The organism is Pontibacter sp. T17 (assembly GCF_057219875.1).
Genome location: NZ_JBXVVW010000003.1, coordinates 33,210 through 52,449, shown reverse-complemented (window position 1 = coordinate 52,449; position 19,240 = coordinate 33,210). Strand labels below are relative to the sequence as shown.

Annotated in this window: 24 protein-coding genes; 13 read left to right on the top strand and 11 right to left on the bottom strand. The window is 57.5% G+C overall.

Annotation, left to right across the window (positions count from 1 at the left end; translation table 11 throughout):
• Positions 1-252 precede the first annotated feature (252 nt).
• The 7 genes from AC2D8O_RS13475 to AC2D8O_RS13445 all read left to right on the top strand — a co-directional run bounded on the left by AC2D8O_RS13475 (position 253) and on the right by AC2D8O_RS13445 (position 3,500).
• Positions 253-600 (top strand): DUF1493 family protein, encoded by a 348-nt coding sequence (locus AC2D8O_RS13475; protein WP_484679367.1) that lies wholly within the window; start codon positions 253-255, stop codon positions 598-600.
• A 16-nt stretch (positions 601-616) separates the two neighbouring features.
• On the top strand, positions 617-1,018 hold the full coding sequence (locus AC2D8O_RS13470; protein ID WP_484679366.1) for a hypothetical protein: 402 nt from the start codon (positions 617-619) through the stop codon (positions 1,016-1,018).
• A 143-nt stretch (positions 1,019-1,161) separates the two neighbouring features.
• Entirely contained in the window at positions 1,162-1,449 is a 288-nt protein-coding gene (locus tag AC2D8O_RS13465) for a hypothetical protein (RefSeq protein WP_484679365.1), read from the top strand.
• A gap of 182 nt (positions 1,450-1,631) precedes the next feature.
• On the top strand, positions 1,632-2,012 hold the full coding sequence (locus AC2D8O_RS13460; RefSeq protein WP_484679364.1) for a hypothetical protein: 381 nt from the start codon (positions 1,632-1,634) through the stop codon (positions 2,010-2,012).
• Positions 2,013-2,038: 26 nt separating this feature from the next.
• A complete protein-coding gene (locus AC2D8O_RS13455; protein ID WP_484679363.1) occupies positions 2,039-2,428 on the top strand; it encodes a hypothetical protein in 390 nt (129 codons plus the stop codon).
• A gap of 32 nt (positions 2,429-2,460) precedes the next feature.
• Complete coding sequence (locus tag AC2D8O_RS13450) at positions 2,461-2,838, top strand: DUF1493 family protein (protein WP_484679362.1); 378 nt, start codon at positions 2,461-2,463, stop codon at positions 2,836-2,838.
• A 185-nt stretch (positions 2,839-3,023) separates the two neighbouring features.
• Complete coding sequence (locus tag AC2D8O_RS13445; RefSeq protein ID WP_484679361.1) at positions 3,024-3,500, top strand: hypothetical protein; 477 nt, start codon at positions 3,024-3,026, stop codon at positions 3,498-3,500.
• 598 nt (positions 3,501-4,098) lie between these two features.
• Here AC2D8O_RS13445 and AC2D8O_RS13440 read toward each other — a convergent pair.
• The 8 genes from AC2D8O_RS13440 to AC2D8O_RS13405 are packed head-to-tail and all read right to left on the bottom strand — an operon-like array spanning position 4,099 to position 8,475.
• A complete protein-coding gene (locus AC2D8O_RS13440; RefSeq protein WP_484679360.1) occupies positions 4,099-4,812 on the bottom strand; it encodes a tetratricopeptide repeat protein in 714 nt (237 codons plus the stop codon).
• A 51-nt stretch (positions 4,813-4,863) separates the two neighbouring features.
• Positions 4,864-5,277 carry a hypothetical protein gene (locus tag AC2D8O_RS13435; protein ID WP_484679359.1) on the bottom strand — a complete coding sequence of 138 codons (414 nt, stop codon included), beginning with the start codon at positions 5,275-5,277 and terminating at the stop codon, positions 4,864-4,866.
• 18 nt (positions 5,278-5,295) lie between these two features.
• Entirely contained in the window at positions 5,296-5,727 is a 432-nt protein-coding gene (locus tag AC2D8O_RS13430; protein ID WP_484679358.1) for a hypothetical protein, read from the bottom strand.
• Positions 5,724-6,167: a hypothetical protein gene (locus AC2D8O_RS13425; protein WP_484679357.1), complete on the bottom strand. Its 444-nt coding sequence runs from the start codon at positions 6,165-6,167 to the stop codon at positions 5,724-5,726. The genes AC2D8O_RS13430 and AC2D8O_RS13425 overlap by 4 nt, the downstream gene beginning before the upstream one ends.
• Positions 6,160-7,107 (bottom strand): hypothetical protein, encoded by a 948-nt coding sequence (locus AC2D8O_RS13420; protein WP_484679356.1) that lies wholly within the window; start codon positions 7,105-7,107, stop codon positions 6,160-6,162. The genes AC2D8O_RS13425 and AC2D8O_RS13420 overlap by 8 nt, the downstream gene beginning before the upstream one ends.
• Positions 7,104-7,541: a hypothetical protein gene (locus tag AC2D8O_RS13415; protein WP_484679355.1), complete on the bottom strand. Its 438-nt coding sequence runs from the start codon at positions 7,539-7,541 to the stop codon at positions 7,104-7,106. The genes AC2D8O_RS13420 and AC2D8O_RS13415 overlap by 4 nt, the downstream gene beginning before the upstream one ends.
• Positions 7,538-7,996, bottom strand: coding sequence for a hypothetical protein (locus AC2D8O_RS13410; RefSeq protein ID WP_484679354.1), 459 nt, complete (start codon positions 7,994-7,996; stop codon positions 7,538-7,540). The genes AC2D8O_RS13415 and AC2D8O_RS13410 overlap by 4 nt, the downstream gene beginning before the upstream one ends.
• Positions 7,993-8,475 (bottom strand): hypothetical protein, encoded by a 483-nt coding sequence (locus AC2D8O_RS13405; RefSeq protein WP_484679353.1) that lies wholly within the window; start codon positions 8,473-8,475, stop codon positions 7,993-7,995. The genes AC2D8O_RS13410 and AC2D8O_RS13405 overlap by 4 nt, the downstream gene beginning before the upstream one ends.
• Positions 8,476-8,520: 45 nt before the next feature.
• On the opposite strand from AC2D8O_RS13405, the gene AC2D8O_RS13400 reads away from it, so the two are divergent.
• The 5 genes from AC2D8O_RS13400 to AC2D8O_RS13380 all read left to right on the top strand — a co-directional run bounded on the left by AC2D8O_RS13400 (position 8,521) and on the right by AC2D8O_RS13380 (position 11,319).
• Entirely contained in the window at positions 8,521-8,817 is a 297-nt protein-coding gene (locus tag AC2D8O_RS13400; RefSeq protein ID WP_484679352.1) for a hypothetical protein, read from the top strand.
• Positions 8,818-8,825: 8 nt separating this feature from the next.
• Positions 8,826-9,323, top strand: a complete 498-nt coding sequence (locus tag AC2D8O_RS13395) for a hypothetical protein (protein WP_484679351.1) — start codon at positions 8,826-8,828, stop codon at positions 9,321-9,323.
• Between the two features lie 85 nt (positions 9,324-9,408).
• Positions 9,409-9,948: a hypothetical protein gene (locus AC2D8O_RS13390; protein ID WP_484679350.1), complete on the top strand. Its 540-nt coding sequence runs from the start codon at positions 9,409-9,411 to the stop codon at positions 9,946-9,948.
• A gap of 102 nt (positions 9,949-10,050) precedes the next feature.
• Positions 10,051-10,728 (top strand): hypothetical protein, encoded by a 678-nt coding sequence (locus AC2D8O_RS13385; RefSeq protein WP_484679349.1) that lies wholly within the window; start codon positions 10,051-10,053, stop codon positions 10,726-10,728.
• 75 nt (positions 10,729-10,803) lie between these two features.
• Positions 10,804-11,319, top strand: coding sequence for a DinB family protein (locus AC2D8O_RS13380; RefSeq protein ID WP_484679348.1), 516 nt, complete (start codon positions 10,804-10,806; stop codon positions 11,317-11,319).
• A 182-nt stretch (positions 11,320-11,501) separates the two neighbouring features.
• Here the strand turns inward: AC2D8O_RS13380 and AC2D8O_RS13375 are convergent, their stop codons facing one another.
• From AC2D8O_RS13375 to AC2D8O_RS13365, 3 genes are all read right to left on the bottom strand, one after another.
• Positions 11,502-12,233 (bottom strand): LytR/AlgR family response regulator transcription factor, encoded by a 732-nt coding sequence (locus AC2D8O_RS13375; RefSeq protein ID WP_484679347.1) that lies wholly within the window; start codon positions 12,231-12,233, stop codon positions 11,502-11,504.
• Positions 12,234-12,256: 23 nt separating this feature from the next.
• Positions 12,257-12,961, bottom strand: a complete 705-nt coding sequence (locus tag AC2D8O_RS13370) for an Hpt domain-containing protein (RefSeq protein ID WP_484679346.1) — start codon at positions 12,959-12,961, stop codon at positions 12,257-12,259.
• Between the two features lie 395 nt (positions 12,962-13,356).
• Complete coding sequence (locus tag AC2D8O_RS13365) at positions 13,357-16,395, bottom strand: IPT/TIG domain-containing protein (protein WP_484679345.1); 3,039 nt, start codon at positions 16,393-16,395, stop codon at positions 13,357-13,359.
• Between the two features lie 213 nt (positions 16,396-16,608).
• On the opposite strand from AC2D8O_RS13365, the gene AC2D8O_RS13360 reads away from it, so the two are divergent.
• A complete protein-coding gene (locus AC2D8O_RS13360) occupies positions 16,609-18,771 on the top strand; it encodes a protein-disulfide reductase DsbD family protein (RefSeq protein ID WP_484679344.1) in 2,163 nt (720 codons plus the stop codon).
• The last annotated feature ends 469 nt before the right edge of the window (positions 18,772-19,240 follow it).

The following is a 19,240-nucleotide window of genomic DNA, read 5'->3' as shown; positions in this document are numbered from 1 at the left end:
GTTCTATACCTTGAGTCTGGCAAAAATTTTATCATCCATATGGAAAGGCAAGAATCACTGGATTCATTTATTGAGCTGGGGTTATGGCGGCGGGATACCATTTCCAAAGAGGCTAATTCAACCATTATCAATATAAAATCAAATGGATACGCATACACATTCTATACAGAAAAAGCCAAATGTGATGAATCGCGGAATCCGTAACAAAAAATTGCCCGCGGAAAGCCTGCTGCGCACTTCAACCCCTACCCCATGACGCAGAAGCCAGACATCCCGTTAATGGAACAGCTGAGGGCAATATCAGACCGGCATTTCGACACCGACCGGTTTGCCCTGGCCAATACCCTGCAGGAAAACCATGCCTGCCCCGAAGATTACGATAGCTTCCTTGATGACTATTTCACTACCCTGAACATAGATCCCAAAGGCTTTCGCTTCAGCGATTATTTCGACGAAGAGACAGGCCTGTGGGGTATTATCTTCGACCTGATTGACCGAGCGAAGGGCCGAGGGCCGAAGCGCCTGCTCACCTATCAGCATCTGCTGGATGTAGCCGAAAAAGGCAGATGGTTCGACCCGCCGCCTCCGGCAGCTCAATAAAACCGTACCTGCGCCCATGCGAATCCGCCTGACGCTTCTGCTGCTCCTGCTTCCTGCTCTTGGCCTCACCTCTGCCGAAACCGGAATCGCCTCGGTTCGCGCCGTGCGGGTACTCTCCATTGGCCGATTCAATGACTGCTACCGGATTACCTCCGTGGACATGCTGACGGGCGACACGCTGAGGATTCTGTCGCAAGTGGACCGCACTTGTCCCGACCGCAGGAAGTGTGTCCGCATCAGGCCCGAGGGCATGTATCTGATTCCGATTTACAATGCGTTCCCCCGCTACTATACCGAACCCGAAGTCTATTTCAGGTTCAGCAGCCAGGTAGCGCTACCCGCCTCGGTGGTTTACCAAAAGAAACTCCGGCAATCACCGGCACTGCACGGCCTCTATTCCTGTCCGCAGAAACAATAAAAGGGGCTGTCACAGCCCATAGAACACATACCCCCGGATTCTATGCTCCCGACCTCAAATGCAAATGGAAATCTGATCAAACTCTACTACATAGTTACGTTTCTGCTGATGTTATATTCCTTTGATTTTTCTATGTCAGGCCGATGGACCGGGCCCGAAAATGCAGAATCTATGTCAGTCAGCTGAATACCCAGCTTATCAGTATATGGAAAAGCAAAAACTATTACGTCCTCCTGACTGCTTACTCTACTGAGTATCACGTGTATCTGGACAGCATCCAGCGGGCAATACTGGCAGGCATTCAGGACTCCTGCTCTCTGACCATTCGGAAGGACTCCAACTCGTTCCTGTTCACCATTGAACACCGCGACAAGGCCTATCCAATCCTGACGCAGGACCGATGCCTGAACTATGACCACATGCAGCCTTGACCCTTCCTTCCTCCGCCTGAAGCAACATGCTATCTCAATGCGTCTCCATTCCATTCCTGAAAGCAGCACAGGAAGAAAATATCGGGAGACAGGTACCGAATACCCTTGCGAAAAGGGAAAGACTTTGTGCCAGCCCGCCCTGTGAAAATCAACTGATGACCCGCACAGCAATACTCCGACCCATGAGCAGAACCCAGGCCGTGCTGGCCCTGTTGGTTTCACTGCTGCTTTCTGCCTGCGGCGCCAGGCACATGGACATTCCACCCGCCTGCGATGCCGTTGCCGACTCGCTCTACCACCACATCAAACCAGATAGCCAGTATGTAATTCCAGCATATGTGCTTGAGAAATGTGGTGCGCAGATGACTTCCGATTCTATCTATGTATTTCATGACAGCCAGTTTAACGACCTGATATTCAGATTTACTGCCAGTGAGGGGTTTCTCAGCCAGGGCTATGTCTACACTAAGTATATGAACGGCTACCCGTACACTGAAAACGCAGGGTATATTGTTAAACAGCTGTCTCCCAACTGGATTGTCTACACCGTGGGCTGGGACTGATGGCGCTTTCCGCAAACACCCGTAACATGACCTCAGCTCCTGACTATTTCACAGCCGTCAGCACCTATTTTGGCTTTCTGGAGGCCGAATTTCACTTCAGGCTGATGGAGCAGACAGCCAATGGAAACGCCTTCTATTCCTGCCGGTACCGGAAAGAGGCACTCACCCTCGCCATCTCGTATGAGAACGTGGAAGACCATCTGACGGTGACGCTGTATCCACAACCGGGCGTGCCGGATAGCCTTACGCTGGCCCAGCTGAACCAGCAGTACATGCCAGACATCAGCCTGGAAGCCAAACAGGCAAACCACGAAGCTTTTGCCACCTGCTCGGCCTCCACGTCGCTGGAGCGCAGCCTGCTGAAACAGGCCAAAGACCTGCGCCTGCTGCTCGGGCATGCGCTTCTCAGAGTCTGAAAAAGAATACACCCGACATTCACTTCCAACCCATGGCCGCACCTTCCACAAAATTACGCGACGAGATTCTGGCGGACATCCGGCAGATCCTGAACGAAACCACGCACTTCAACATTGGCATAGAGGAAGATGCCATACAGGACCTCTGCATGTTTTCAGAGGATCTTGAGGATTTCTTCACCACCTACTTCACGCGCCATAACATCAGCTACGACAACTTCGACTATTACCGCTACTTCGAAGACGATATACCTCCTATTTCCTGGATCATCAACCTGTACCATGAATACACGAAGGGCCCTAAGATTCGGCTGACGCTGGGCCACCTCGCCGATGTGGTGCAGCGCGGCGAATGGTTCGATCCCCCGAACGTGGTGTACAAACCGGGTAAGCTCTCGGTTGAGAACTGAACCAAGGCCCCAAATCAGCTCTCTCCACCATGCGGAACCGCAAGGCCCCGGCATTGACTGAGCCACTGCTGCCGCACCAGCCTCCGTTTATGCGCTGCACCATACTTTACGGGACAGCACAGCACCGACATTCGTACGTAACCGCCGCCCGCCTCACCGTCGAGCCCATCCCGTAGGTCACCCCCATGCTGCACATCCACTACTCCCACATGCATTGGGCGCCTCAAGACCTCTCTGCCGAACACCAGACAACGCTGCACTACTACTGCTTCCCCGGCTCGGTGCGGCTGGAGCAGGACGGCCAGCGCATTGACATGGATTGGGACTGGATTCCCCTTTTCGACTTCGCCGACTGCCTTCTCCATATTCTCGACACCCTGACCGCAGCCCCGGATGCGACTGCCACCTTCGAGTTCACCGAATCAGGCGACGAAATCCAGTTCGTGCGCACGGGTGCAGCACTGCGCCTGTACTTCACCTATTCCAGCGACGTAATGGACACCACCCTCACTGACCTCACCGAGGCCGTGAAAGTATTTGCCCATACACTGACAGCAGAAATACTGGAATCCTTTCCCTCAATCCAGCAGAACAGCTACTTTCAGCAGTACCTCGCCCACCTGCACCGGCTGGAGCAATCTCTGTCGTCAAATGGGAAATAGTCTTACCTTGGAGATGTTACAGGCGTAGCCACGGTATACGGCAATGACACCCCCTGTGCTCAAAGATTAGCCGACCAGCATGCAATGACCCGATTTATCCTACAACATTTCAAAAGATCAGTACTGATCTATCTTTTGTCATATTTTTTATTTTTATATATTTCACATACATTAAGTCGTCCAATCAGTTTTTTAAATTTAATTACTGATTTACTTTGGACATTTTTAGGCTTCATCACATATGGCATGATTGTTTCTCTGCCTATAATCATCGTAACAGGAATTACTAGAACGCTCTCATCTATATTCATCAATCAGCTGCCATTGATAGTGCTGATAGATATAATTATATTTACCATCAGCAGTATATCTCTCGAAATATATTTCAATGAAAGGATATTCAGAACTGCTCTTAATATATGGTTCTTTGCAAATGTAATCGCTTTTTATTTGCAAAAAGGAAAGCCTGAAGCTGGCCAGCAAATCCAGGCATGACGCATTCAGCAGTACCTCGCCCAACTGCACCGGCTGGGTTAGCATCTTACTCAGCGCACACCACCGCACCCTTCTGGCGCTAACCGCACAGGCCCGCCGCCCCTTACATCAGCGGCGTCAGCATCTGGCGCATGGGCAGGCCCGCATCGGCCTTCGGGCGTTTCGACCGGTAGTAGGCCTCCACTTCCTTCACCAGACTGTCCGGCACGTTCGTGGGGCCTTCGCGCATGGAGACTACCGTGTAGCGCAGCAGCAGTTGCCGGGGGTACAGGCGCAGCAGACTGTCGCCCGTGGCCAATGCTGCGTCCTTTCCGTACAGGAGCTCCATCATCGCCAGCGTTGCACCATCCGTCACGATGCTGTCGGGGTGCGCGGCCAGCAGCTGGTCTTCGGCTTTGCGGGCCAGCTGGAGGTCGGTGCGGGCCCCAGCCGTATCGCCTGCCCACATCCGCTGCCCTGTCCGGTAACACAGATATCCGGGGTCGTGCTTCCCCAGCTGCACCACACGGTCGGCCAGCGCCAATACCGCCTGCGTGTCTCGCTTGCCTGCCAACACCGCCGCCAGGTACATGTGCGCGGCAATGGACTGGCTGTCGCAGGCGACAGACCTGCGGTAATACAGAATGGCCGAATCCAGCGCAAACTGGCTCTCCATGTTCACGTGGCGGGTATAGTAGAAGCTGGCAGAATCCAAGAGCGGCTGACACGCTGCACGAATCAGCTGCTGCCCTTCGGCTGGCTCCTCCTGCCCACAGCCTGCCAGCAGGCTCACGAACGCCACGGCGGCCAGCACCCGCACACTCCAATTTCCTTTCATGCCGCCAAGATAGGCGCTCCCCGACTCATGGCGTCCTTCCACGGCTTTTGGTTATTGGAATTGCGCTGAACTCGCTGGTGTGGAGGGCATACACGTAGCGGCTTTCGCCAAACGCATAAATACGGCGGTGCTTCCCGTTGGCAGGGTAGATTCGGATAATACAAAACCAGACTCTAGGGCATTGGCATTCAACCGAATGGCCACAGGCAGGTACCCTTCCGGCAGCATAAACGCGAGGAGTATGGCTTTCCCTGCGTATGTGGGTGGCAGGGCCGTGTAGGTCAGTTCGCCCGGACTGTACGAACCCGTCGCCAGCACCACGCCGTTGGTGTCGCACAGGCTCACAGCCAGTGAACTCATGCAGATGTCGTCGTCCGCCTGAACGATGAAGTTGCTGCGCTGCTGCCCCCATACCGGCAATTCCAACAGGCAGAACACAATGATGAAGAGGTAAATGCGCCGCATCAGGAGTTGAATGGGGAACTAGTTTTTCGGCAGCGTCCGTATCGCCGCCCATTGGCCTGCGATGTAGCCCACCACCGGAATGGCAACTGCATTCCAACTGACATCAATTGGCCCCCAGACAAATAATCTGACACTGTCCACCAGCAGGGTCAGGGCAAAAATCCCAGACAGAAACAGGCATTCTGCCACCAGCCAGGAGTGGGTTAGCCAGCCCCTGCTACTGGCCAGTGCCCGCAACAGCAGCAGCGCAGGTATCAGCGGAGCCGCCCAGACCCCGAAGTAAAACAGAACGCCCAGAAAGACGCCTACCAGACGGGCGATGTAAGGATCGTGTGATGAGCCGGTGAAGGAATCTACCACACTGGCCAGCATAGCAAACACCAGTATTCCCGCTCCCCACGTGTACAGCACCGTCCGCCATGCCACCCGCAGCGATTGCCATAAGGTCATGGGGCCACCTCCTCCTTCCGTTTCGGCAGCATACGCAAGGTGGCCCACTGGCCCATGCCATAGGCCAGCAGGAATATCACGCCCGTCGGAAACAGATCCTCCACTTCCTCCCAGCCCCCACCGCTGTGGGAGATGAGGAGAGAAATCGCAATAACAATGTGAAATTCAATAATCAGCGATTTTACATTCAACTGATTGCCCGCGCATAACAGAAACCGCACTACAAGCAGAAAGACCATTGGAACCAGCGAGTACACTGCTCCCATTAAAATGCCAGCGAACACCATTGCAAGGAATAGGCCTATCGAATGGCTGCTGTGAATGATACGCGGGTCGTATTGGCTTGCAATGCTGCCCAGCACGGCAAACACCAGCAGACTCACCAGCCAGGTAGTCAGCACCGAGGTCACCACCACATCAAAAGACTGCCTGTTAGCCATTGGAATGCGGGTTAAGCGGTGGGGAGGCAGGCATCCTCAACAAGGCCCCCGGTGTTACCAGCATCCCTACCACATAGGCCAGCAGGAACATCACGCCCGTCGGAAACAGGTCTTCCACCTCCTCCCATCCGCGGGTAATACGGGATATGAAGAGGACAACGCCCACGGTGAGCAGAAATTCCATCCAGAACCACCGGGGCGTCAGCAGGCCAAAGCCGCACACGAAAAACCGCACAACCCACACAAGTGCCACAGGAATCACCGAGTAAATCCCTATAACAATAAACACTCGAAACACCTGGTCGATGAAGCTCTTCAGGTGCGCACTGAAATCGGGGGGATGGCTGATGCGAATGACGGAATCATCCAATTCCAACTTCAATGCGGCCAGAACAGCCATCACCAGCAGGCTCACCAGCCAGGTATACAGCACAGAGCGACTGGCGATTAAGAAGCACTGCCAGTAGGTCCTTGGGGCTGCCGCTTCCGGTTGAACAGGTGCCTCCTGCGGCAGCGTCCGTATCGCAACCCATTGGCCCATGCCATAGGCCAGCAGCACTACCACCATCACTGGCACGACCTCCGTCAGCGAATGGCCATCCGGTTGCGACGTCAGGTTGCCGATGATCCCCAGCAGCAGCCAGCTTCCCATCACGATGCCATACTCCCACACAAGCCACCTGGGGGTCAGCCGATGGAGGTAACAGGCCACCACACGCACCACCAACAGCGCCAGCGCGCCTAGAAACGACAATGGCAGCAGCATGACCAGCGTTCCCAGCAGCCGAGATGGGTAGCCGCTGGTCGTGAAGAGCGCCAGCGCCGTCCGGTCTCCCCAACTGGTAACCAGATTGTACAACAGGGCAAACACCAGCAGGCTCACCAGCCAGGTATACAGCACCGAGCGCCCGGCAATCTTCAGACACTGCCACAAGGTCATTGGGTCACCTCCTCCTTCCGTTTCGGCAGCGTCCGTATCGCCGCCCATTGGCCCATATAATAGGGCAGCAGGAAGATGACCCCTTCCGGAAACAGATCCTCCACTTCCTTCCAGCCCCCGACGCCGTGGGAGATGAGGAGAGAAATCGCAATAACAATGTGGAATTCGATAATCAGCGATTTTGCATTCAACTGATTGCGCGCGCACAACAGAAACCGCACTAGAAGCAGAATGACCATTGGAACCAGCGAGTACATCGCCCCTACCAAAAAGGCGGTGACCGCGTAGAGGTAGTCGATAGACTTGCTGCTGCGAATGATACGCGGGTCGTATTGGTGTTCAATGCTGGCCAACACTGCAAACACCAGCAGACTCACCAGCCAGGTAGCCAGCATCGAGCGCCCGGCAATCTTCAGACACTGCCAGAAGGTCATGGGGCCACCTCCTCTGGTTTAGTGGGTGCAGTAGGCTGACCCAGCACCTTTGCCGCCGCCCATTGGCCCATAGCATAGGCCAATGCCAGTAACAGGACGCCTCCTGCAATCTCCCAAAACGTTAGTTGCCCTCCGGAAGCCATTATCAGTGTAAAGACAACCAGACCCGTCACAAATTCACACACCAACCACCTGGAATTTAGTTTGTGGTAACCATAAGCCACCACCCGCCCAAGCAACAGCACCAACACAAAAGGAAGCGAAAGCACGCCCAGGTAGCAGAACATCGCCCAGGCTAATGGGATATACCCTCCCGTAGACCACGTGTCGGCGTATGTCAGTCGACTGTGGAAACTCATGATGCTGGCAGGAACCGTAAACACCAGCAAGCTCACCAGCCACGTGGCCAGCACCGAGCAGCACACCGAGCGGCAGAAAGAAGGGATGGTCTTCATCGTTCAAGTTTCTTAGCCTGAAAGGGATGCGGTTGGCCCAGCACCTTTGCCGCAGCCACTTGGCCCATAGCATAGGCCAATGCACCTGCTACAAAGTGAATCAGATTGTCGCGGTGTTCTCTCGGGGGATAGGCGCTCGAATCGTTGAAATAAGCAAGGATCTGAGGCAGCAGAAGCAGCCCTATCACAATGCCAAACTCCCATCTCAGCCAGTTGACCGTCAGCCTCCCAAGAGCCCAGCCAATCAGGCGTATCACCAGAAACACTGGCAGAACATAGATCCCGGTGATAAGACCATACCAAAACAGATACCCCAACACATGCTCCAGATACGCGCCTACGGACAGCGCTGGTGCAGAGTACTGGCCCGGGAAAAAGAAAAACAGAAACCCTGAAAAAGCGGCAATCAGTACACCCGTTACTACCCACGTGGCCAGCAGGCTCAGCACCACTTTTTGCAGAAAGTCGTTCCAGCGCATGCCGAAAAGTACAGTATTTTGGGCAACTACTGCTGCCCCCTACAGATGCATCTTACGCCCGCCCTGCTCGAACGCTGGATCCGCCACGGCGGCGACGCCCTCTACCTCGACCGCCATGCCACCCCCGATGAGGCCGCCATCTTCCCCGTCCTCGACGAACTGTCCGCCAGCTTCCAACTGGTGCTCCTGCAACCCGTTACCGACGCCTTCATCCTCGAGACGCTCCGTCGCTTCAAGGCCCTGCTCCCCACTCCGCAGCTCGCCGCCCGATTCATAGCGCACGTCGGCACCATCAGCAACCCCACGCCCCCGAAGCCCTTCCCGTTCTCGCTCTTCTCCTGAACACGCACATGCCCCCCACCCGATTCCGCCACTGGCTGCTGCTGCCCGCCTTCCTGCTGACGCTCGCCGCTTCCCCTGAGACGAGAACCAACAATGAATTGTGCGAACAGGTGGTGATAGACCCTCGATGGACAGCATGGGCGGGCAACCAAAGAATTACAAGGGACACTTCGCAACAGAAATTATCTGCGTTGGACTCAATTCAGTTCTCTTTCACGCTGGTAAATTACCGCTTACTCTATTCCGGCATTCTGGATTCCTTGATAATCAGCAATCTGAATATCACATACAGAGAAAATAACGCCATTTGCACTAAATCAGAATCAGTGATACTGACAGACAGTTTTATGAAAAGAAAATTAGTTGAAAATAATGAAATAATATACAATATTGAATTTAATAAGCTGTCGTGTACTCATTCCAAAATTGAAATTCTCTCCGCCTTTCTGACGGTGAGTGTCCCGGATGGCGACTCCTGCGCCCGCTCCATTTATCCCAACCATTAGTGCGAATGAGAGCCAGTTGATTTTTGGTGCGGCACTTCAACAGCCCGACGCTTTTCCGCTCTCTTACTGAATCCCCCTGACGCCCATGCCCTTTCTGCCCGCCGAACTGGAAGCCCTCACGCACCTGCTGGCCGAACACGGCTTTGCGGCCCAGCCGCCCGAACCCCATTCGGTTACCTACGTCCGTCAGCAACAGCGGCTGACACTGGTGCACAACCCCCTCGAATTCACCCACACCCTTTGGCTCGGCTACCGCCCCACGCAAGGCATCGAACTCACCGACCACCTCCTGCGCCACTTCTTCCACACCCCCTACGACCTGCCCCGCACCGACCCTGCGGCTTTCCTTCCAGCGGTGGGGCGCTTCCTCCAGAACGAAGGGCACCTGCTACTGGAAGACCCCGATGACCCGTTGCAGCAGGCGCTGGAAGCCTATGTGGAGGCTGAAAGCGCCGCCTACACCACAACGCAAATTCAGGCGCAGTGGCTCCGAAAGGCCGATGCTGCCTGGCAGCAGCAGCAGTACCAGGAGGTAGTAAACTGCCTGAAGCACATACCCGCCGAACTCCGCAGCCCCGCGCTACAACTCCGGTACGCACTGGCCCTGAAGAAATCCCGTATCTGACCTTTCCACCCATCGCGAGGCATTCCTCGCTCGCATCGCCACCAATACCGAAGCCCTCAAGGCCAAGAAGATACCTCGCGCTCACATTCTTTGATTGCCCTCATGTACAGTCTTCTCATCCCCGTGTTCCTCTTCGTTGGCGCTTTCTGTTGGCACCTCTGGCGCCAACTCCAGGAAAACCGCCGCGCCCAGCGCTTTGAACAGGAGTTGGCCCAGATGGAGCAGCCCGGCGACAACTGGCCCATCCGTCTGCACCAGATGATCGCCACCGACCAATGGGACCAGGTCTTCCGCTTCCTCCTCCTCGTCATCGAAAAGTATGCGGCCAACCCCTGGGCATGGATCACGGCCCTGTATCTGTCCGAACAGTGTATCGAAGCCCTCAAACGCCAGGGCACCCACGACCCTGCCCACGTGCAGGACATGATCGACTACCGGTACGTCTACTTCGCCGAGTCGTGGCAGCGTTTCGCCGACAACCCCGAGTATCTCTTCTTCGCCGGCTGCATCATCTCCGACAAACTCTTTGTCCCCAGTGGCCGCAACCCCGATATGCCCTCCCTGCAGGGCCTGCCCAAAGGCTACGAGTTGCTGGCCAAAGCCCATGCGCTGGAGCCCCATAACCCCCTCTTCGCCTGGGCCTACAGCCGCAAAGGTCCCGACACCACCCATACCGAGGCGCTACGCCAGCAGGTGCTGGCCTCCGACGACCTGCGCAACTGGCTGGGCCTGCGCGACTACCCCGGCCAGTATGTCCTGCGGCTGCTCCAGCAGCCTTGAGATGCCCGCCGCTTGCTTCTGTTCCGCGCGCATCCTACATTGGATACCGATTGGTATCATACTCACTTCGCTCACATGTCCTTCCCCACCGACCTCACCCCCTGGTTCCAGCGCCAGTTTCCCTTCACGCAGATTGCCCACAGCCTGCCTGGCCTTCGCGAACGCCTCCGCGGCACTCCCCTGCGCCTGCAACACCTGGTGCAGCAATATGCACCCGGCCACTGGTATGCCGCTCAGCCTGGTGGCGGCTGGACCTTCGAGCACCACGTCATCCACCTCCGCGACATCGAACAGCTGTGGCAGCAACGCCTCCACGACTTTCTGGCCGACGCCACCACCCTCACCGTAGCCGACCTCACCAACGCCGCCGTTACCAATGGCACCTATCCCCAGCACCAACTGCCGCAGCACGTGCAGGCATTTACCGAAGCCCGCGCACACACGCTGTCGCTGATCGCTACCCTCACCGACGCCCAGTGGCAGAAGCAACTGCGCCACCCCCGCCTCGACGCCGCCCTCTCCCTCGGCGACCACCTCTACTTCGTCGCCGAGCACGATGACCACCACCTCTCCGTCATGCGGAAAATGTGACGTAACGCTACAGCCATCAGCAAAGTGCCTCGGCAGGACCTTGTACAGGGGCAGCCGTTACGCCTCTGGGAAGCATCAAGCCCATCACCACCAGTATACACAGGTTATAAAGGCAGAAGGGTATATGGCAAAGTAGCACGCCACATTGAAATGCCGGAAGGCTGGCGCCGGGCCAAGCCCTACTACTTCAGCAGGTTGAGGCGCGTTTCAAGCGTGCCCTGGTGGTTTTTGCTCACAGGCACTGGCTTGTTGCCCACGGCCAGGAAGTTACCCTGAAACAGCGTGATCTGTTGAAGGTTCACGATGTACGACCGGTGCACGCGTACAAACACGCTCTGTGGCAACCGCGCTTCCACCTCGGCCAGCGGGGTGTGCAGCATGAACTCGCCGTCCTGCGTCACCAGCCGCACGTAGTTGCCCGCAGCCTCCACATACTGTATCCGGCTGAAGTTCACGGGGATGAACTGGTTGTCGCGGCGGATGAACAGGCGGTCATCGGCCTGCTGGGGGTCCAGCCGCTCGGCGTGCTGGGCTGCCGCCCGCAGCGCTTCGATGCGCTCGCTCACGCGGTTCACACACTCGAAAAAGCGCGCCGGGGTAATAGGTTTCAGCAAGTAGTCAATCACGCCAAATCGGTAGCCGTCCAGTGCATATTCCAGTTTCGACGACGTAATGACCACCGCCGGAGGGTTGCGCAGCGTCTCAAGCAGCTGAATGCCTGTCATCTCCGGCATCTCGATATCAAGAAACACCAGATCGGTGGAGCCGTTCTGCAGGTGGTCAAACGCCGGGGCGGGCCCGTCGAAACAGCCTACCAGTTGCAGGGTCTGCGTCTGCTCGATGAAGTTCTGCAACACCCGCCGCGACAGCTCGTCGTCGTCTACAATGGTACAGCGCAGGAAGTGGGCGGACATGGCGGGAGATAGGTCGGGATGGGTCAATGCAGATACACAGCGCGGGCCGCGCGCACGGCCCAAAGGCTTTCGATCATATCCAACAGCAACCGGTCGAAGGTCGGATCGAAGTCCGCGCCGGGGTCGATGGCGCGGGCCCTGTGGTCCAACTCATTGGCCTGTTCGAAAAGTGCTTCGAAACCAAAATAGTGAAAACCTGCTTTAATGCCATGCAGCACAGTGCCCACGGTGTTGAGATGGCGCTGGGCATAGGCGGTCTCGAGTTCGGTCAGCGAGGTGAGCACATTCCGCTGGAAGATGTCGAAGAACTCACCATCCGAGCTGTCGCCCAGCAGATAGGCCTGCACGGCGTCCAGCACCTCCGGAATCTGGTCATCAAGTTGATGTAGAAAAGCTTCCTTTCGCTCAGCCAGGGCCAGAAGCAGGGCGTCCCAGCGCTCGGCGGGGGCGGTGTGTGGCAGCACCACATCGGCTCCGGCCTGGAAAACGGCCAGCCGGTCGTCGGGTGTGGGCGAAGGGGCCAGGGCCACGAGCAGGGCCTGTGGGTGACGGTCGCGGCAGGTAGTCACAGGGCCCCACTGGCTGCTGTGGTCCAGCACCACCACCGCTATGGGGGGGCGCTCGCCCAGCGCCATTGCGGCGCTTTCGTTGCCCAGCGTCAGCCGGGTATGTTGCAGCAGTTGCGGTGGCGTCCCTGCCACCGGGCCCGACAATACCAGTGTGCGCATGCCAGTAGGTTTGTTGTTGCAAGACAAATTAGACAATAGCCCTTGCACCTCCAACCCATTTGAGGGATTGTCCCCTTATTGGCCCTGGCGCCCTAACCATTCGTGGCGGCACTTGGGGTATTTGTCCCGCCATTCTGCCCATTCGTCACCAACCCGGTACCCCGCAGGCCACCAGGTATTTTCTTTACAGTACATCCACGTCGCTGTATCTCCCGTATGCCGACGTGCCATGGGTCTAGTTACTATAGGAGTGCTTCTTGGTGTGTTCGGCACGTAACACACACACCGCCCAGTCCCCTGGGCGGTTTTTTAATGCCGCGGGATGCACAAGCCCCCTCAACGCAGTACTGCCCACTCTGGCAGGAGCGGGCAGTACTGGCGTACGATTTCCACGTCTATCTGGCAATCAGGTTAGACGAACCCGAGTAGCCCGGTCGATTGGGAAGTCTGCTATTGCCGATTCCCGGAGCCAGCACACGCTCTTCAATCAAGTACGTTAAGCCGGGTACAAGGCCCGAAGGCATCCGGAAGCTGATGTGTGTATTGGAGACCGATACGATTTCAATCGGCAGGTACATTCCATACGATACCGAATGGGCCTTGAGAGAGCAACTACCCCCCGAGCAATAATAAATCGCGACATTATAGCCACCAGCATCCGAATTGAAGCCACGTCCGTTGATGGTGACAATATCACCCGGCGCGGCCTGTGTTGCCGACAGCGAGAGGAAGTAACCCGATACCGTGTAGCTGACCGTATTGGAGGGCACATTGTTGATATTGACCACAATCGGGTATTTACCGTACACCATATTAGGCAGACGTACTGTCAGGCTGGTGGGCGAGTACGTCTCAATGGGTACAACCGTACCATTGATTGTAACCGTCGTGTTGGACGCATTGCCCGACGCCGGCGACACGCCGTTGATGGTAATCAGTTCCCCCATGTACTGTGCGTTGGCTGGCGTAATCGAAGTGATGCTGAACGCTTCCGACATCGTAAACTGGGTAGCTGCCGTCACCACCGCACGGTTGCTCGTAACCCGCACCTGGTAGTTCATACCAAGTGTCAGGCCCGCAGGTACTGTACAGGTAATGCTGCTGGATGTGCTGGACAACACCGTGGCCGTTGCAGAACCAAACTGTACAATCGGGGAACTGAAGTTGGCCCCCTGAATGGTAACCTCGGTTCCTATCCCCCCGCGGGTTGGGCTTACGCTGCTGATGGTCGGTGCGGCTACGACATTCAGTACCACGTTGTTGCTGGAGGTAGCCCCATTCACCAGAAGCTGTGTGCTGTACGCCACCGTGGCTAAGTCCGCAGGCAGGGTAAATGTCAGTAATGCAGGGGTGCCAGGTGTTACCGAACTGGCAGGGATATGCACCGACCCCACCTTCAGTACGTTCTCACTTGCCGTCGAGGAAACATTGTAGGCGGTCAACTGAGCGGTCTGGCCCGGTACATAGGCAGTGTATTCCCATGCCCCCATCTGTGGCCGTTGGCTAATCTGTAGGTTGGAAGACGCCACTACGTCGTAGCGGTTACTGGTAACACGAATCTCCTGGGCAGTGCCAACTTCCAATCCGAAAGGAACCGTGCAGACAATGGTCGTGCCCGTGCTGCTGGTCATAGGGGCTGATACGCCTCCTATCTTAACCGTCGGATTGCTGAAGTGGGTACCCGTGATGGTCAGCGTAGCCCCGGCAGCGGCAATTGCCGGGGTATACGAGGTAATGGTCGGAGCGTCATTCAGCGTGATATTCAAACTGTTCGTTGAAGGAACCCCGTTCACGATCAACGATACTGTCTGGTTGCCCAGCGGCACACCCGCCGGAATGACTGCCGCAACGTAAGTGGGTGTGGTTGTGCCCACTGCGGTGGCAGTTACAGTAGTGGTGCCAATCTTGATCTGATTGTTGCTGGCAGTCGTAGACAGGTTGTTCGCATACACCTTCAAGAGCTGGCCAGCTATGTAGCTCGCATACTCTGTGCTGCTTAAGGTAGGTGCCAATCGATAGGTGAAGTTACCCGCAGCCGTTACTTGGTGGCGATTGCTGGTCACTTTCACCGGGTATGCCGAGTTGTGCGTGAGCCCACTGGGCACCGTACAGGTGATGCTCGTAGCCGTGCTGGCAGTAACTGTGGCCGCTACCGTGCCAATCAGTACCGTCGGTCCGTTGAAGCCCGTGCCCGCAATCGTCATGGTCGTACCAGCGCTACCTTGTGTGGGCGTGAAGCTGGTAATAGTGGGGGCAGCGGTAATGTTGATATTGAGGCTGTTGCTGGACGAAATGCCATTCACCACTAGCGAAACCGACTGAGTGCCGACAGGCGTGCCCGTTGGGATTGTCACTTCCACAAAGCTGGGTGTGCCTACACTCACGGCACTGGCTGTCAGCGTGGCAGTACCCAGTTTGATCTGGTTGCTGGCAGGTACTGCTGCCAGGTTACTGGCAAAAATCTTCAACGTCTGCCACGGAACGTAGGTGGTGTACTCCGTACTGGAAAGCACGGACATCAGGCGGTAGGTGAAGTTGGCAGTGGCGGTTACCTGAACCCGGTTGCTCGTCACTTTTACGGAGTACGACTGGTCTGCCGTAAGGCCAGTGGGCACCGTACAGGTAATGGTCGTATCAGTACTGGCGGTAACCGTTGCCGCCACCGTGCCAATCAGTACGGCCGGACTGTTGAAGCCTGTGCCCCTGATGGTCATCGCAGTACCGGCACTGCCCTGGCCTGGCGTAAAGCTGCGTATCGTCGGTGCAGCCACAATGGCCACTGAAGGATTGCTCTGACTCGTTACCGAGTTCACCGTTACCGCTACCGGATAGCTGCCCACCGGAACCGTCGTCGGCACCGTAACCGTCAGCTCGGTAGGGGTAGCTGCTGTAACCGTCAGGGCATGGGTGTTGAGTGTCACGAGATTGCTGGCAGCCGTGGCTGAGAAATTGGCACCTGTGATTTTGAAACTCTGCCCCGGCACTACCTGGGCAAACTCAACGCCATTCACCACCGGGCGCGTGAACACCTCGAAGGCGCCGGCAAGCGTGTCGGCACGGCCTTCCACATTCAGCCGGAGCGCATAAACGCCCACCCCCAGGGTGCTCGGCAGGCGGAACGTCAGGAGCGTGTCCATCGCCGACTTGATGCTGTCCGCTGGCAGGGCAATCGGCGTGGTAGAACCGGCTGCATAGAAGCTCACCTCGTTCAGCGCCTTGCTGGCCCCGAAATGCTTGCCCCGGAGTGTCTGAAGCGCCCCCGCGGCCGTGCGCTGGGGCGAAACCGTGCGGATTTCGGGACGTGAGGGCCCAGCTGGCGTGGGCGTTGGCTTACTTTCCTCTTCCGGGTCACAGGCCACAAAAGCCGTAACCGCAAACAGCAGAAGCACAGGGATAGCCCATTGGCGTAGGGTGTGCAGCACAGAACTTGACATGCTGGCAAGATTACTGTGCCCGTCCGAGGTGGCCCTTACAAAAAACCGACGATTCAGCCTCGTTGATGCAGATTGTCGCAAACCTACAGCCACCGCCCACTCGCTACAGCGCATCTGCCCACTGTCATCTCTCCGACACCCACCCCAATACTTTGTTAACCCGGAACCCTGCTTCCGGTGGGCATGTTGGCTTCTTCGTATTCTTGCAACGTGATGAAACTACTTCGTTCCGGCCTGTGGCTGGTGCTGGCCCTCAGCGCAGCCCTTTCGGCTGCCGCCCAGCTGCCCCGCCCCAAGATCGCCCAGAAAATCTCCTGGAGCCATGAGGTAATGCCCGCCAGCGGCTACCGTGTCGGCGACGTCGTTACCCTGCGCTTCACCGCCAAAATCGTCCCGGGCTTCCACATCTATTCGTCCGTAGAGCCCAATCCGCCGGGCCCCACGCCTACCTCCTTCGAGCTCGACCCCGACAGCCGGGGTGCCCAGCTGGTAGGCGCCCTTGTCGACGTAGGAAAGCCCCACACCAAGTACGACGAGATCTTCGAAACCAACGTAGGCTACTTCGAGGGTACGGCCGTTTTCACCCAAAAGGTGAAGCTCACCGCCGAAACCGTGCAGCTTGTCGGCGGCGTCCGCTACCAGGTCTGCGACTCCTCGTCCTGCATCCCCGGCGACTACACCGTCCGTATCAGCCTCAAGGCCCAGCCCGCCGCACAGGCCACTGCTAACCCCGCCAACACCTCCGGTACCTCCGAGGCCACACCCGCTACTCCGGCAACCACGCCTGCCACGACCACCGACACTGCCGCAACCACTACACCTGCCACATCTGCGCCCACGGAAGGTGACAGTCGCCAGCCTGTGTCCGCGGCTCCCGTTTCCTCCTCCGACCGCTCGCTCTGGGGGCTCTTCTTCGAAGCTTTCGCCTTCGGCCTCATCGGCCTGCTCACGCCCTGTGTGTACCCGATGATTCCCTTCACCGTCAGCTACTTCACCAAGAACAGCCCCAACCGCGCCACTGGCATCCGCAACGCCCTCATCTACTCGGGCAGCATCGTCTTCATCTTCGTGGCGCTGGGCCTGGCCATCACGGCCCTGTTTGGCTCCACTGCGCTGTACCAGCTCGCCAGCAACCCGTGGGTTAACCTGTTGTTCTTCGCCATGCTGGTGTTCTTCGCGCTCAGCTTCCTCGGCTGGTTCGAAATCACCCTGCCCAGCCGCTGGAGCAACGCCGCCGACAGCCGAGCCAGTCAGGGCGGGGTAACAGGCACGTTCTTCATGGCGCTCACGCTGGTGCTGGTCAGCTTCTCGTGCACCGGCCCGCTGGCAGGTGGCCTTATTATAGAGGCCGCCCGCGGCAGCTACCTAGGGCCCACCATCGGCATGCTGGGCTTCTCGCTGGCGTTTGCCCTGCCCTTCGGCCTCTTCGCCCTCTTCCCCGGCCTGCTCAACTCCCTGCCCAAAAGCGGTGGCTGGCTCAACAGCGTCAAAATCACCCTGGGCATACTGGAACTGGGGCTGGCCCTCAAGTTCCTCTCCAACGCCGACCTCGTCTGGCACCTCGGCCTCCTCGACCGCGAAATCTACCTCGCCGCCTGGATTGTCCTGGCCGTCATGCTCGGCCTCTACTTCCTCGGCAAGCTCACCTTCCCCCACGACTCGCCCGCTACGGGCCGCGTGTCGGTGCCGCGTTTCCTGCTGGCCGTGGGCGCCTTCTGGTTTGCCCTCTACCTCGTGCCCGGCCTCTGGGGTGCGCCGCTGCGCATGCTCTCCGGCTTCCTGCCCCCTGTCAATGGCGACATCGGCGTGAAGCCCGCTGGCTATGTCGACGGCTTTGGCGGAACCGGTGCTGCCACCCCCGGCAAGGAGGTCTGCAACACGCCCCGCAAGTACGCCGAGATCTTCGCACGCCACACGCCCCCCGGCTTCTGCGTCTTCTACGACCTGGAAGAAGGGCTGGCCTATGCCCGCAAGGTCAACAAGCCCGTGTTTCTCGACTTCACCGGTCACTCGTGTGTCAACTGCCGCCACATGGAAGCCAACGTATGGCCCGATGCCGAGGTGAAAGCCCTGCTCACGGGCGAGTACGTCATGATTTCGCTGTACGTCGACGACCGCACGCCGCTGCCCAAGCCCATTGACCGCCCCGACGGACGCCGCCTCCGCACCATCGGCGACCAGTGGCTCCACTTCCAGGAGACGGTGTTCAACGCGCAAGCCCAGCCTTATTACGTGCTGCTGGACCCCGCCCGCAACGCCCAGCTGCTGGAGGGCAAACCCGCCGAGATGCTGGTAGAGCCCCGCGCCCACAACACCGACGTAGCCGCCTACCGCGACTGGCTCCGCAGGGGCCTCGCGGCCTTCCAAAAGAAGTGAGGGAAGGCTTTATCTCCCCTGCACGTCATTTCGAAGGCTGCACCATTCCCCAAAAGCACGTCATTTCGAGCACAGCGAAGAAATCTGTAGCGGCATTACCCCTTACTGTCATTTCGTAGCGAAGCGGAGAAATCCCCTCTGCGTCCTCGGGAGACTTCCCCGCTCGGTGCCCTCGCTGCGAAGTGACAGCAGGTTTGCGGGCTCGGCATGACCACATGGAGCACGTCACCCGAGTACCCGTAACGCTCCTCCCCAGCACGTCATTTCGAAGGCTGCCTTAGGGCCTGCCTGAGAAATTGGCACATCCTGGTGCATCGGGACCACCTAACTGTGCGGCCGATGCCACCCAAAAGTAGATTTCTCGCTTCGCGGACGCTCGCTCGAAATGACGTGGCTTTTTATGGAATGCCCGTACATTGGTATCAAACTGCCCCTGTACAGGGGCAATCTGCACATCCACCAACTGCAC